The 13,471-nt window shown below is 42.7% G+C and carries 13 protein-coding genes; 7 read left to right on the top strand and 6 right to left on the bottom strand.

Annotated elements, in window-relative coordinates; genetic code table 11:
• Positions 1–9 precede the first annotated feature (9 nt).
• Positions 10–1,440 carry a Si-specific NAD(P)(+) transhydrogenase gene (gene sthA, locus AUR67_RS16720; RefSeq protein ID WP_058586120.1) on the top strand — a complete coding sequence of 477 codons (1,431 nt, stop codon included), beginning with the start codon at positions 10–12 and terminating at the stop codon, positions 1,438–1,440.
• 50 nt (positions 1,441–1,490) lie between these two features.
• On the opposite strand, the gene hemE is transcribed toward sthA, so the two are convergent.
• Positions 1,491–2,555 carry a uroporphyrinogen decarboxylase gene (gene hemE, locus AUR67_RS16715; RefSeq protein ID WP_054562901.1) on the bottom strand — a complete coding sequence of 355 codons (1,065 nt, stop codon included), beginning with the start codon at positions 2,553–2,555 and terminating at the stop codon, positions 1,491–1,493.
• 612 nt (positions 2,556–3,167) lie between these two features.
• Here hemE and AUR67_RS16710 point away from each other — a divergent pair.
• Complete coding sequence (locus tag AUR67_RS16710) at positions 3,168–3,638, top strand: Rsd/AlgQ family anti-sigma factor (protein ID WP_054562902.1); 471 nt, start codon at positions 3,168–3,170, stop codon at positions 3,636–3,638.
• A gap of 142 nt (positions 3,639–3,780) precedes the next feature.
• Complete coding sequence (locus AUR67_RS16705; protein ID WP_201024600.1) at positions 3,781–4,827, top strand: S66 peptidase family protein; 1,047 nt, start codon at positions 3,781–3,783, stop codon at positions 4,825–4,827.
• A 55-nt stretch (positions 4,828–4,882) separates the two neighbouring features.
• Here AUR67_RS16705 and fkpA read toward each other — a convergent pair whose 3' ends face one another.
• Positions 4,883–5,638, bottom strand: a complete 756-nt coding sequence (gene fkpA, locus AUR67_RS16700) for an FKBP-type peptidyl-prolyl cis-trans isomerase (protein WP_054562904.1) — start codon at positions 5,636–5,638, stop codon at positions 4,883–4,885.
• 200 nt (positions 5,639–5,838) lie between these two features.
• On the opposite strand from fkpA, the gene AUR67_RS16695 reads away from it, so the two are divergent.
• Positions 5,839–6,837, top strand: coding sequence for a WD40 repeat domain-containing protein (locus tag AUR67_RS16695; protein WP_058586118.1), 999 nt, complete (start codon positions 5,839–5,841; stop codon positions 6,835–6,837).
• A complete protein-coding gene (locus AUR67_RS16690) occupies positions 6,824–7,036 on the top strand; it encodes a SlyX family protein (protein WP_054554490.1) in 213 nt (70 codons plus the stop codon). The genes AUR67_RS16695 and AUR67_RS16690 overlap by 14 nt, the downstream gene beginning before the upstream one ends.
• A 42-nt stretch (positions 7,037–7,078) precedes the next feature.
• Here AUR67_RS16690 and AUR67_RS16685 read toward each other — a convergent pair whose 3' ends face one another.
• Positions 7,079–7,282: a YheV family putative zinc ribbon protein gene (locus AUR67_RS16685; RefSeq protein WP_054562906.1), complete on the bottom strand. Its 204-nt coding sequence runs from the start codon at positions 7,280–7,282 to the stop codon at positions 7,079–7,081.
• A 129-nt stretch (positions 7,283–7,411) separates the two neighbouring features.
• Here AUR67_RS16685 and AUR67_RS16680 point away from each other — a divergent pair, with 129 nt between their 5' ends.
• Together AUR67_RS16680 and AUR67_RS16675 are read left to right on the top strand one after the other, a co-directional pair.
• Positions 7,412–9,331, top strand: a complete 1,920-nt coding sequence (locus tag AUR67_RS16680; RefSeq protein ID WP_058586117.1) for an ATP-binding cassette domain-containing protein — start codon at positions 7,412–7,414, stop codon at positions 9,329–9,331.
• The gene (locus AUR67_RS16675) at positions 9,318–9,749 is read left to right on the top strand and encodes a TIGR02444 family protein (protein WP_058586116.1); all 432 of its coding nucleotides are present in this window, start codon (positions 9,318–9,320) and stop codon (positions 9,747–9,749) included. Before AUR67_RS16680 ends, AUR67_RS16675 begins: the two co-directional genes overlap by 14 nt.
• Positions 9,750–10,073: 324 nt before the next feature.
• Here the strand turns inward: AUR67_RS16675 and AUR67_RS16670 are convergent, their stop codons facing one another.
• From AUR67_RS16670 to AUR67_RS16660, 3 genes are all read right to left on the bottom strand, one after another.
• A complete protein-coding gene (locus tag AUR67_RS16670) occupies positions 10,074–11,489 on the bottom strand; it encodes a mannose-1-phosphate guanylyltransferase/mannose-6-phosphate isomerase (RefSeq protein WP_201024599.1) in 1,416 nt (471 codons plus the stop codon).
• Positions 11,490–11,554: 65 nt separating this feature from the next.
• A complete protein-coding gene (locus AUR67_RS16665; RefSeq protein WP_058586114.1) occupies positions 11,555–12,328 on the bottom strand; it encodes an amidohydrolase in 774 nt (257 codons plus the stop codon).
• Positions 12,316–13,458 carry a methionine aminotransferase gene (locus AUR67_RS16660; RefSeq protein ID WP_058586113.1) on the bottom strand — a complete coding sequence of 381 codons (1,143 nt, stop codon included), beginning with the start codon at positions 13,456–13,458 and terminating at the stop codon, positions 12,316–12,318. Before AUR67_RS16660 ends, AUR67_RS16665 begins: the two co-directional genes overlap by 13 nt.
• Between the last annotated feature and the right edge of the window lie 13 nt (positions 13,459–13,471).

Here is a 13,471-nt window from a genome sequence, read left to right as displayed (position 1 = left end):
GGAGCGGCTGTGGCCAAACAACAAGTAAAGCAAAAAGATACTCCATCTTATCAATATGATGCGATCATCATAGGTACAGGTCCTGGCGGTGAAGGTACCGCCATGAATCTATCTAAAAGTAACAAGAAAGTCGCTGTTATTGAGCGTCAAGAAGCGGTAGGCGGCGGTTGTGTGCACTGGGGTACTATCCCGTCAAAAGCATTACGTCATTCTGTAAGCCGTTATATTGAATATAAAGCAAATCCGCTATTTAATATTAGTGAGCGCCCTAACCGCTTAACTTTCCCAGATATTTTGCACCACGCAAGTAACGTCATTTCAAAGCAATCTAATTTACGTAGCAGCTTTTATGAGCGTAACCGCATTCATATGTATCAAGGTGATGCTGAGTTTATTGATAAACACACTATCAAAGTGACGCACCTAGACGGTTCGTTTGAAACTCTTACTGCACAAACAATCGTTATTGCTACTGGCTCGCGCCCTTACCGTCCACCGGGTGTAGACTTTAAACATCCACGTATTTACGACAGCGATACCATTTTAGGCCTTGAAGATGACCCTCATCGTGTGCTGATTTATGGTGCCGGTGTAATTGGTTGTGAATACGCCTCTATTTTTAAAGGCTTAGGTGCCAAAGTTGACCTAGTGAATACCCGTGACCGCCTACTTGCCTTTATGGATGCAGAAATTTCAGATGCTCTAAGCTATCACTTTTGGAATAGCGGTATTGTTATTCGTCATAATGAAGAGTTTGATCGCGTAGAAACTCGCGATGACTGTGTGGTAATGCACTTAAAATCAGGCAAGCGCGTAAAAGCTGACTGTATTTTATTTGCCAATGGTCGTACTGGTAACACAGATACATTAAACCTTGAAGCTGTAGGCCTAAAAGCGGATGGTCGTGGCCAGCTTAGAGTGAATGAAACATACCAAACAGAAGTTGACAACATTTATGCTGTAGGTGATGTCATTGGTTACCCAAGCCTTGCAAGTGCGGCATTTGACCAAGGCCGTATTGCAGCCGATGCGATTGCAAGTGGTAACTGTGATGAGAAGCTGATCATTGATATTCCAGCAGGTATTTATACGATCCCTGAAATGAGCTCAGTGGGTAAAACAGAGCAAGAGTTAACAGCAGCAAAAGTCCCTTACGAGGTAGGCCGTGCTCAATTTAAGCATTTAGCGCGTGCACAAATTGCAGGCACCGAGGTGGGTAGCTTAAAGATTTTATTCCACGTTGATACCAAAGAAGTACTGGGTGTGCACTGCTTCGGTGAGCGTGCCTCTGAAATCGTTCACATCGGTCAAGCGATTATGGAACAAAAGAACGGCGGTAATAACATTGATTACTTTGTAAATACCACGTTCAACTACCCGACCATGGCTGAAGCCTATCGCGTAGCTGCATTAAATGGTTTAAATCGTTTGTTTAAGTAACGATAACAAAAAGCCCGCTTAATGCGGGCTTTTTTACGATTAGCTTTTGCTTACTTGTGGTATTTACCACTGAATTCATGAACAGCGTTGATAAATACACCTGCGTTTTCTGGGTCTACATCTGGTGTAATACCGTGACCTAGGTTGAATACATGGCCAGAGCCTGTACCAAAGTCTTCTAGGATAGTGGCAACTTCTTGGCGAATACGCTCAGGCGTGCCATGCAGCATTGCAGGGTCCATGTTGCCTTGCAGCGCTACTTTATCTCCAACACGACGTTTTGCATCACCGATGTTAATAGTCCAGTCTAGACCTACTGCATCACAGCCTGTTGCTGCAATTGCTTCAATCCACTGACCACCATTTTTAGTAAATAACGTCACTGGTACTTTACGGCCATCATGTTCGCGAATTAAGCCATCAACAATCTTGTGCATATATTGTAATGAAAACTCATTGTAGTCACGTGGGCTTAATACACCGCCCCATGAGTCAAATACCATTAACGATTGCGCGCCCGCTTTAACTTGCGCGTTTAAATAGTCGATTACTGAGTCAGCTAATTTATCAAGTAATAGGTGCAGTGTTTGTGGCTCTGCGAAGGCCATTTTCTTGATTTTACCGAATGTTTTGCTGCTACCACCTTCAACCATATAAGTAGCAAGGGTCCAAGGTGAACCAGAGAAACCAATTAACGGTACTTCACCTTTTAATTCACGACGAATCGTACTTACCGCATTCATCACATAACCAAGTTCATCAGTTGGATCGATATTTGGGATTTTTTTAACATCTGCTAATGAAGAAATCGGACGTTCAAATTTCGGACCTTCACCTGTTTCGAAGTAAAGACCTAAGCCCATAGCATCTGGAATAGTTAAAATATCACTGAATAGAATTGCAGCATCAAGCGGATAACGACGCAATGGCTGTAACGTTACTTCACAAGCAAGTTCAGCGTTTTTACATAAACTCATAAAGTCGCCTGCTTGGGCACGTGTAGCACGGTATTCAGGTAAATAACGGCCAGCTTGGCGCATCATCCATACCGGTGTGACATCAACAGGTTGCTTTTGTAGTGCACGTAAATAACGATCGTTTTTTAATTCGCTCATGCGTATAGAATCCTAGAACTGAATGAAATTGAGCAGATTGTATCACCATATTGCGCGTCTCACTATGGATAGATAATCAAGGCTAGATATAGATCATGTTTTTTAAGCCTGCCTAAGCCTAATGTGCGTTTTTTGAGCGAAAACAAAATAAATTTAAAACTTTCTATTAATAAATTTGCAACATCCAAAAAAGCTTGGTATAACTTATCCCGCGTTAACAAAAACAATAATAAAAATCTTATAACAATAAGAACAACAATCTTCCCATAATAATAAGAACGCTTGTTTTAACAAGTCTTAGAAAAAGAATTAAACCACCAATTTTGGTGGTTTTTTCTTTTCTAAATCAGCAAATTACAACTCATCCGCTTAGATAAAAATTGCAAAATTAATACTAGTAGTTTTGAATCAATTCCCATACACTGCAATGAGAGCAAAAAAAGTCCACTCTAAAAACAAGGTCATTTTTTGGCCTATTCAATGCTGAAAAGTATGTCTTTAGAATGACTTTTACAATCTGTTGCAATTAGACACTAAGAATTTAGTTGATCTTTGTGTCATATTTCCTTTTTATATATACAAAGGAAAACCTACTCAGCGAGGAGATGAAATATGCTGACGCGTTTGGAAAAAGCTCAACAAAAATGGGGTGGTAGTCACTCTGTAATCGACAAATGGCTCACAGAACGTCAAGAGCTGCTTGTGTTGTTCTGCCGTATTGCAGGCTTTTCACCGTACGAAAAGAAAGATCACGCCCTTCCTGATCAGCTGCAAATTCAAAACTTTTGCCAAATTCTGATGGATTACCTTTCTGCTGGCCATTTCGAAATTTACGACGACATTGCCAAGGCGTGTGAAGAAAAAGGTCCTGAGAGCCAAAAGCTGGCGAATGCCTTATACCCGCGCATTTCTGAAACCACAGATGTAGCACTCGACTTTAACGACAAATACGCAGAAGTTGACAAAGATGACTTGCTTGATGAGTTTGATAAAGACCTATCAATCTTAGGCGAAGCACTTGAACTGCGCTTTGAGCTAGAAGATGAGTTAATCGACAACTTATATTCTAATCACACCAGCTAACAGCTTAGTTGCACAGCAGAGAAACACTCTCTGCTGAAGTGTTTCTGCCTTGCCAAAAAGAATCATCTATTCCATTTAGTAACAAATATTTGAAATATTTTCTTCAATGCGATACTCATACTATAAAAACATGAGGCTCGCTATGAATAAACGGTCATTTTTAAAGTCACTTTCAATCCTTGCCGCTGGCACAAGTCTGACATCAGCTCCCTTAATAGCGGCACAGAATGCTAGTACCCAAACATTAATTAAGCCAAAAGCTCTTCCTACAGGCGGCACAATTGGGATATGTAGCCCTTCAGCTGCCACTGCTGCGCACGCTGATATTTTATTAGCACAAGGCGTTATAGAAGCACTAGGCTACAAGGCTAAGCTTGCACCAAACATTTTAGCAAGACGTGGGCATTTAGCTGGCACTGATGCAATGCGAGCCGGCGACTTAAATAGTTTATTCAGCGACAAAGAGGTTGATGCCATTTTGTGTTTACGTGGCGGTTCAGGCGCTGCCCGTATTTTACCTTTGCTCGACTACACAATGATCCGTAACAACCCAAAACCTCTAATGGGCTATTCAGATATTACCGCTCTTCACAATGCATTACTGTCTCAGGCTGGTTTAATCAGCTTTCATGGCCCAAATGCATCGAGTGACTGGAACCCGTTTCATGTCGCGCAATTTAAGAGCATGTTCGAAGCGCGTAAATTGATGCATTTCCAAAACTTACCAAAAGCCGATGATGAGCTTGTTAACACTCAGTACCTGACCCAAACGATTACACCAGGTAAAGCCTCTGGACGATTAATCGGTGGCAACTTAACAGTACTGACAGCCCTTGCAGGCTCGAATTATTTACCTGACTTTAATGGCGCAATTTTATTTTTAGAAGATATCGACGAAGCGCCGTATCGAATTGACAGGATGATGAGCACACTAAAACTTATGGGCGCACTGGATAAGATTGCAGGCTTTGTATTTGGCGATTGTAATGACTGTAAGCCTGGCCGAGGTTATGGCTCTTTAACCCTTGATGATATTTTTGCAGATTATATAAAACCGCTGGGAATTCCTGCTTATCGTGGGGCTATGATAGGCCATATTAAGCGCCAATTTATCCTGCCTGTTGGCACCGTGGTTGAGCTTGATGCAGATAGTGGCACATTAAAAATGAAAGAAGCGGCATTTAGTTAATAAAAATTTGCGCATAAAAAAAGGGCTAAAAAGCCCTTTTTTATTGAGTTAAATATTACTCAGCTGGTACAGCTTTGTCATCGCTTTGGATTTCAAGTAATTCTACTTCGAAAACAAGCGTTGAGTTTGCAGGGATCTTACCAAGATCACGCTCACCGTATGCAAGTTCAGATGGAATAGTGAACTTGTACTTAGAGCCAACTGGCATTAATTGTAAACCTTCAGTCCAACCTGGGATCACACGGTTAAGTGGGAAAGTAGTTGGTTCGTTACGTGAGTAAGAGCTATCAAACTCAGTACCGTCTAATAAAGTGCCTTTGTAGTGTACTTTAACAACGTCAGTTGCTACTGGCTTTTCGCCTTCACCTTCAGTGATCACTTCGTACTGTAGGCCAGACTCAGTTACTGTAACGCCTTCTTTTTTCGCGTTTTCAGCTAGGTATTTTTCGCCTTCAGCTTTGCTCTTTTCAGATTCTACTTTCGCTTTTTCTTGTTGTTTAGTGCGAATGCTTTGATCAAGCGCCGTTAACACTTCACGAATTTTTTCGTCATCAAGTTTAGCGTTACCCGCTAGTGCGTCTTCAAAACCACGCTTAAGAAGTGCTTCGTCTAATTCAACACCTAGCGCTTTTTTATCAGCAAGGTCTTGGTTTAAGAAATTACCAACAGATGCACCAATACCGTATGCTTGTTGTTGAGCTTCAGTCTCTAGTTTAACTTCAGCTTGCTGTTCTTTTTTTGCTTCCTGATTACAAGCTGTAAGCGCTAAAACTGACGCTGCAATCAATGACAATTTAATCGTCTTTCTCATTTTATATCTCCGACACACTTTGCAGTTGTCAATTATTGTATTATTACTAGTTAAAGATTAACGACCTACATGGTAGGCTGCTTGTCTAATAACTAACGTCATGCCTATGCATGATCAGCGATTAGACTAACAACCTAGGCCTTCAACGAGACCTAGTCTAACCTCTCAATCACTAAGAGTTAAGGGGAAATACTCGTAATATGTCGATATTTCGTACTTTTTTGTATCTGCTCAGCCTTTGCTTAGTTGTAGCCTGCTCTGAGCAACATGAGCAATCAACTGCACGCTATGAGCATGCGGCTAAAGGTGCCTTCGCCTCCGCGCTGTCGCAAGATGGCAAATACAGCTTAATCTCATCAATACACCATGGGGTCGCACTGTGGGATAATCAACAACAGGTGCTAAAATACCAATGGTTTCAACAACAAAATCAAGATAGCCTAGTTCATACTGTTGCTATCTCTTACGACAATAGCCATGCAGTTACCGCTGAGAAGTCCACCTTTGCAGTGTGGGACATTGCCACGGGCAACAACACAGGTTATTACAAAATACACGCCTCAACAATTCGAGATATCGCCATAAGTAACCAAGGGCGCAGTGTGTTATATGGCCGCGCCGACGGTGTAGTCGTTTACCTCGACTTAGAGAGTGGCAGGCGCATAGAGTTCCTTGGCCACCAAGAAAAAGTCAATGTTGTTGATCTCTCACCTAACGGTCACTACGCAATTAGCGGCTCAAATGATTATGTTGCTTACTTTTGGGATACTCGCACAGGGCAAGTGATCCACCGCTTTAATCACCCTAGCCGCGTTACTCAAGTCGCCCTTGATCCACAAGGTCGTTACGCATTTACCGCAGACAGTATGAAGCAAGCAAATGTATGGCAACTGACTACAGGTGATCTTGTTAGCAAACTGGCGTATATTGCGCGTCAGAAAATTTTTACCGCCGTCCGTTTTAACGATGAAGGGACTTTAATTGCTACCGGTTCACCCAATCGATTGGTTGATTTATGGCAGCTAGAGTCGGGTAAAAAATTACAAACGTGGCAAGTGATTCCTCGAGAAGGAAGCCGCCCGAAATCAGCCGTGGTGTTAGATGTTGCGTTTACTGATAACAACCAAGCGTTATTAACCGAAAGCTCCAGCGGATTCGCTGAAAGTTTTAATCTAAGAGAATCAAATGAATACAATTGAAGATCGTCTAATGGAACTTGAAGCGAAAGTCGCTTTTCAAGATGAAACAATTGAAATATTAAACGATGAGCTTAAAGCGCACCAACAGCAGCTGGCTAAAATGAAGCGCCAGACAGAGTTACTTGCAGAAAAGATTAAAGAAGCGCAGCAGCCATCTTTAATGTCACAAATGCAAGAGCCGCCACCGCCGCACTATTAATTAGGTAGTGATAGAGTCATTAGGTAGTGATAGAGCCGGGAATTAATCGCCCGGCTTAAATACACCAATCACTTGCTCAAATTGGCGTGTTGAGGCTTGCACTGCCTGCTCTGGTTGCGTCATTTTGTGGCCACACTGTACGCACTCCACTTTTTCCACATCATGTTCTTTATAAAGCATCATGGTATCCATGGCCTTACACTCAGGGCATGATGCGCCAGCAATAAAGCGTTTCTTTTGTCTCATAGATGATCTCCCGTGGCATGTAGGCGGCTATTTTAGCCTAATAATTCTCTGTTTGATACGATTGCGAAGGCTAATGTGATCCGTGTTATGATAGCGACAATTAAATCAGTGCTGTGCAAGTAAACATTCATGATCCAAATTTCAGACATCGAACTTCTACGTGGTGGTAACGCCTTACTAAAAGGGGCCTCTGCAACCTTATTCCCAGAGCATAAAGTCGGCCTTGTTGGCGCTAATGGCTGTGGTAAATCAACGCTGTTCGCGCTATTAAAGTCTGAATTGCAACTCGATGCCGGTGAATGCCAAATTCCTAAAGACTGGTCAATTGCCTCTGTAAAGCAAGAAACTCCCGCGCTCGAAATCAGCGCTCTAGATTATGTATTACAAGGTCACCCTGAATATTACGCGCTAAGAATTGCACTACGCGAAGCTGAGCAAAATAACGACGGCGATGCGCAGGCAAAAGCACATATTGGCCTAGAACATATTCAAGGCTATAGCATTGAGGCAAAAGCAGGTGAGCTATTACACGGTTTAGGTTTTAGTAATGAGCAAATAGACAACCCAGTAAGCGCCTTTTCTGGTGGCTGGCGTATGCGCTTAAACTTAGCACAAGCACTCATTCGTGATGCCGATTTATTACTGCTGGATGAGCCAACCAACCACTTAGATCTCGATGCTGTTTACTGGTTAGAGCGCTTTTTACGTGCCTACACAGGCACTCTAGTGCTTATTTCCCATGACCGAGAGTTCTTAGATGCCGTTGTTGACCAAATTTGGCACATAGACGCACAAAAAATAAATGTTTATAAAGGCAATTACTCGCAATTCGAACGCCAAAAAGCAGAGCGCTTATTACAACAACAAGCGATGTTCGAAAAGCAACAAGAGCAAATTGCTCATCTAGAAAAATTCATTACGCGCTTCAAAGCAAAAGCCAGTAAGGCTAAGCAAGCACAAAGCCGCGTAAAAGCCTTAGAGCGTATGGAAAAGCTCGCCCCAGCCCATGTTGACTCACCCTTTGATTTTGAATTTGCCGAGCCAACAGCGCTGCCAAACCCGTTAATGACTCTCGACCAAGCCAAAGCAGGCTATGGCGACACCACCATTTTACACAGCATCAAGCTAAACCTTGTGCCGGGTAGCCGTATTGCGCTGCTTGGCCGAAATGGTGCGGGTAAATCAACACTGATTAAATTATTAGCTGGCGATTTACAACCCCAAGCAGGTGAAGTATTTCAGCATCAGGGCTTAAATATTGGTTACTTTGCGCAGCATCAGCTTGAGTCACTTGATTTAAAAGCCAGTGCAGTGACCCATTTACAACGTTTAAATCCGCAAGCTCCTGAGCAATCACTGCGTGACTTTTTAGGTGGCTTTGCGTTCTTTGGCGATAAAGCACTGGAGCCAGTTGCGCCATTTTCTGGCGGTGAAAAAGCCCGTTTAGTACTAGCAATGCTGGTATATCAAAAGCCAAACCTACTGTTACTGGATGAGCCAACCAACCACCTAGATTTAGAAATGCGTCATGCCTTAGTAATGGCACTGCAAGGCTTTGAAGGCGCTATGGTTACCGTATCGCACGACCGTCATATGCTAAAAAATACCGCTGATGAGTATTACCTTGTTGATAATGGCGAAGTAACACAATTTGGTTATGACCTTGATGCCTATTACCAATGGCTACTCAATGCCAATAAAGAAGCTGCTAAAAGCCCTGAAGACAATGCCCCTAAAGCCCATTCAAGCGTTAACCGCAAAGAGCAAAAGCGCTTAGAAGCTGAGTTTAGAAAATCAGTGCAGCCGTTGAAAAAGCAAATCGAAAAGCTTGAAAAGCAACTTGATAAGTACTCTACAGAGCTTGGAGAAATCGAAAACGCACTTGCCGACAATGACTTATACAGTGATGAAAATAAAGCCAAACTGACAGAGCTACTCGCTAAGCAAGCAAGCTTAACACCCAAGCTTAATGACGTTGAAGAAGAGCTACTCATGGCACTTGAAGAGCTTGAAGAAAAAGAGCAGGCCTTTGCCGATGAAACCGCTTAACAGCGAACAGTTTTGGCAGTTTGCATGCAAGCTTTACAGCAAAGACGGCATGCAAACCAAGCTACAAAGCTATCAAGACCTGCAAGGCAAAAATGTGAACCTTTGCCTGCTGCTTTATTATCTTGATTCTTTAGAGCTGGCTGTAACACCCTCTCAACTGAGTGAGCTTGAGTCGTGCATTGCCGAATTTGACCAACAGGCTTTAAAGCCCCTACGAGCCACACGCGCCTACCTGAAAACTATTCAAAACGAGATTTCAGACTACCCCACCATTCGCAAAGAGCTACTTAGCGCAGAACTAAAACTAGAAAAACAACAGCAGCAATTACTGATAAACACAGCGAATACGATGGCATTCACTCAGTACACAAATGCTGAAAATATAAGGCTTTATGTCGGTACTGAGTTAGCGAGTTAGCGAGAGTAAAGTTTAAAGAGTCTAGGTCAAGCCTAATTGTGAGAATGGTTCTAATTCGGCACTAAAGTGCCTCCTACGGTATTTTATTTCTGAGTAAGACACTGCACTCAACAACTCCACCGCTCAACTGACGTCTGAAAGCTGATAGCTGATAGCTCCGCTTACGTTGGGTTTCGCTTCGCTCAAACCAACCTACCCGAAGAGTGAACAGGGCGAATGCTGAGTGAGACACCGCACAAAACGACTCCACCAATCTAATCTGACGTCTGACGGCTGAAAGCTGATAGCTCCGCTTACGTTGGGTTTCGCTCCGCTCAAACCAACCTACTCCCTCCCATACCTATCATCAAATCGCTCGATGTCAGTTTCATCAAGTATCGCTCCGGTTTGTACTTCGATAACGATCAGTGGCGTGTTTTGTTGATTAGCAAGACTGTGTAATTGCTTAGCCGCAATATAACAAGATTGATCAGCTGTTAATTCAAATTCGTCATCGCCTACTCGCACACTTGCCACTCCAGATACGACAACCCAATGCTCTGCACGGTGCTGATGGCGTTGAGTTGAGAGTTTTGCACCGCTGTTTACGATTATTTTCTTTACTTTAAAGCCTGTACTTTCAATTAAAGTTCGATAATTGCCCCAAGGTCTGAATACAGCTTGATGGTGGGTTAGTTTATCGCTATCGACAACAGCAAGCTGTTTAAGTAAATCTGGGAGCTTATCGAGCGCACTTTTGTCTGCCACTAAGGTGGCATCATGAGTATGTATAATTGCCTGATTACTCACGCCGAGCGCCGCAATAGTGTGGTCAGCTTCGCTGATAAGTAGATTATTTTCGCTATCTAAACTCACCCCTTGTGAGGCTAAATAGTTACCATGATGGTCTTTTTCTGCGATTTTCGACAGTGCAGAAAAGCTGCCAACATCGCTCCAATTTAAATCAACAGGAATAACAGCAACGTTAGCGCTACGCTCCAAAATAGCATAATCAATAGAATCACTAGGACATGCTGTGAGCTCAGCCGCAACGGGTCTTTGAAAACCTAAATCTGCAGTGAAACTTGCCGCTTTTGCGACACTGTTAGCAATCTTTGGGGCAAAACGATTAAGCTCACTCAAGTACACATCTGGTAAAAATAAAAACATGCCGCTATTCCAGCCATACTCACCACTGGCAAGGTATTTTTCGGCTAATTGTAGGGCTGGTTTTTCTTTGAATTCAGCCACCTTAAAACAACCTTCATGGGCTAACTGCTCGCCTTGGCGAATATAACCATAGCCGGTATGTGGCTCAGTAGGAGTAATGGCAAAGGTTACTAATTGTTGCTGCTGACAAAGCGCTATCGCATTATCTAAGCAGGCAATAAGCTTATCAAAATCACTGATATGGTGATCAGCAGGCATGACTAGTAAGGGGTCGGTTAGACCATTTTGCAGTGCAAATTCAGCGGCCAAGGCAATCGCTGGCGCGGTATTTTTACCTTCAGGCTCAAGCAATAAAGTATAGTTATCTGTGATTTCTGCAATTTGCGTTTTAGCAATAAAACGATGCTCTTCATTACACACTAAAATTGGCGCATTAAATCGTGAGTCAGCCACTCGTAACAACGTGCTCTGTAAGAGTGATTTTTCGCTAAGTAAAGATAAAAACTGCTTAGGCATCGCTTTACGCGACAAAGGCCATAAACGAGAACCTATGCCACCAGCAAGAATAACGGGGGTGATTTTGCGACTCATGATTGCTTATAGTAAATAATCCAACCATGAGTTTAACAAATTTTTGAGTATGCGGCTTCGAGCAATTACAGTAACTGAAATTGATCAGCATCTAAGTGAGCAGGAAACGCTCTTCGAAAGTCATCAAGCGGTGATTTTTCTAAGCGCTGAATAATGATACCCGATTGATCATCTTCAAGCTTAGCCAAGGTGTCGCCTTTAAAATCATAAACGGCAGTACCACCACTGTGGGCTACATTATTACCATCAGCACCAATGCGATTCACACCCACGACATAACACAGGTTTTCCATTGCGCGTGCTTTTAGAAGAGTATCCCAGACATGGCGACGAGCAGCTGGCCAATTAGCTACGTTGATCATCACATCGTAGTCGTTGCAATTACGCTGAAATACAGGAAAGCGTAAGTCGTAACACACTTGCGGCAAAATGCGAAAATCATTGATAGCGAATATCTCGCGCTGCTCGCCTGCTGCGACGAAATTGCCTTCGTTACCTAAACAGAATAAATGGCGTTTGTCGTAATACTTCACTTCGCCATTTGGCCAAACCCAATAAAAGCGATTAGCCTTTTTGTCGCCTTTCGCAACTAAAACAGAGCCTGCAACCACAGCATTTTTTTGCTTAGCTGTGGCTTTTAACCAGCTAAGTACCTCGCCTTGTTCTGGTTCGCTGCAATCTAGATTAATCGTAAAACCCGTGGCAAATGTTTCTGGCAAGACAATTAAATCAACCTGCTCGTTAAAACTGTTAAGCTGCTCTGTAAAGTTCGCAAGGTTGGCGCTTTTATCAAGCCAATGCAGTGATGACTGCACTAAAGCTAAGGTTAAAGTTGGCATAAAATCTCCGCGGCACGTTTTAATGTGTCATCATTTTTTGCAAAGCATAAACGAATCACTTTATCGCTGCTTGTACTGTTATAAAACACACTGAGTGGTACAGCTGCAACACCCGCTTGCTCAACCAGCCATTGGCAAAACTCAACATCATCAAGATCAGACACATCACTATAATCGAGTAGCAAAAAGTAGGTGCCTTCACTTGGTAATATTTTAAAACGGCTTTGCGCTAGTGCTTCGCTGAGCAAGTCGCGTTTTTGTTGATAAAAACAACTAAGTTCATCAACATGTTCTGGCTCTAACTCGAGCATATCGGCTAGTGCATGCTGGGCAGGCGTAAAGCTTGAAAAGGTCACATATTGGTGAATTTTACGAAACTCCACCATCAACTGTGCAGGTGCAATGCAATAACCCATCTTCCAGCCGGTGCTGTGAAAGGTTTTGCCAAAACTTGAGATCACAAAGCTACGTGCAAATAACTCAGAATCGGTCAGCGCACTTAAATGCAAAGCGCCATCAAAGGTGATGTGCTCATACACTTCATCACTAATGACATATAAATCATGCTTAGTAACAAGCGCTTTAAGGGCATTAATATCTTCTGTTTTAAAGATTTTACCGCTTGGGTTATGTGGCGTGTTGATGATGATGACACGTGTTTTGTCTGTAATAACATCAGCTACAGCTTGCCAATCGATTTTATAATCTGGCGCATGCAAAGCAACATGAACTGAGCGACCGCCAGCAAGTTCAATTGCCGGTTGATACGAGTCATACGCGGGGTCAAATACCACAACTTCATCACCCTCTTTAACAAGCGCTTGAATTGCTACGAATAATGCCTCTGTTGCCCCCGAAGTGACAGTAACTTGTTGCTCGTAATTTATGTTGTTATGGTATTTTCTAGCTATCAAAGCCGCTATTTGCTGTTGTAGCTTTGCAACCCCACTTGAAGGCGCATATTGATTTACCCCCTCAAGTACATAATGATTGAGCTGTTTTTTTAGTAATTCTGGCGCATCAAATTCAGGAAAACCCTGAGATAAATTAAGCGCTTGGTGCTTATTTGCTAAAGCGGTCATTTGACTAAAAATACTGGTGCCTAAATTCGGCAATTTACTTTCAAACACAGAGGTTCCTTAA

Origin of the sequence: Pseudoalteromonas sp. XI10 (assembly GCF_001469895.1) — a bacterium.
Taxonomy (GTDB): Bacteria; Pseudomonadota; Gammaproteobacteria; order Enterobacterales; family Alteromonadaceae; genus Pseudoalteromonas.
Note: the sequence above shows the minus strand (reverse complement) of the source record. Positions and strands in the feature narration are given on the sequence as shown.

Excerpts from the sequence above, each read along its gene's own strand:
- hemE (WP_054562901.1), bottom strand. The coding sequence starts at position 2,555 with ATGAGCGAATTAAAAAACGATCGTTATTTACGTGCACTACAAAAGCAA.
- AUR67_RS16710 (WP_054562902.1), top strand. The coding sequence starts at position 3,168 with ATGCTGACGCGTTTGGAAAAAGCTCAACAAAAATGGGGTGGTAGTCAC.
- AUR67_RS16705 (WP_201024600.1), top strand. The coding sequence starts at position 3,781 with ATGAATAAACGGTCATTTTTAAAGTCACTTTCAATCCTTGCCGCTGGC.
- fkpA (WP_054562904.1), bottom strand. The coding sequence starts at position 5,638 with ATGAGAAAGACGATTAAATTGTCATTGATTGCAGCGTCAGTTTTAGCG.
- AUR67_RS16695 (WP_058586118.1), top strand. The coding sequence starts at position 5,839 with ATGTCGATATTTCGTACTTTTTTGTATCTGCTCAGCCTTTGCTTAGTT.
- AUR67_RS16690 (WP_054554490.1), top strand. The coding sequence starts at position 6,824 with ATGAATACAATTGAAGATCGTCTAATGGAACTTGAAGCGAAAGTCGCT.
- AUR67_RS16685 (WP_054562906.1), bottom strand. The coding sequence starts at position 7,282 with ATGAGACAAAAGAAACGCTTTATTGCTGGCGCATCATGCCCTGAGTGT.
- AUR67_RS16680 (WP_058586117.1), top strand. The coding sequence starts at position 7,412 with ATGATCCAAATTTCAGACATCGAACTTCTACGTGGTGGTAACGCCTTA.
- AUR67_RS16675 (WP_058586116.1), top strand. The coding sequence starts at position 9,318 with ATGAAACCGCTTAACAGCGAACAGTTTTGGCAGTTTGCATGCAAGCTT.
- AUR67_RS16670 (WP_201024599.1), bottom strand. The coding sequence starts at position 11,489 with ATGAGTCGCAAAATCACCCCCGTTATTCTTGCTGGTGGCATAGGTTCT.
- AUR67_RS16665 (WP_058586114.1), bottom strand. The coding sequence starts at position 12,328 with ATGCCAACTTTAACCTTAGCTTTAGTGCAGTCATCACTGCATTGGCTT.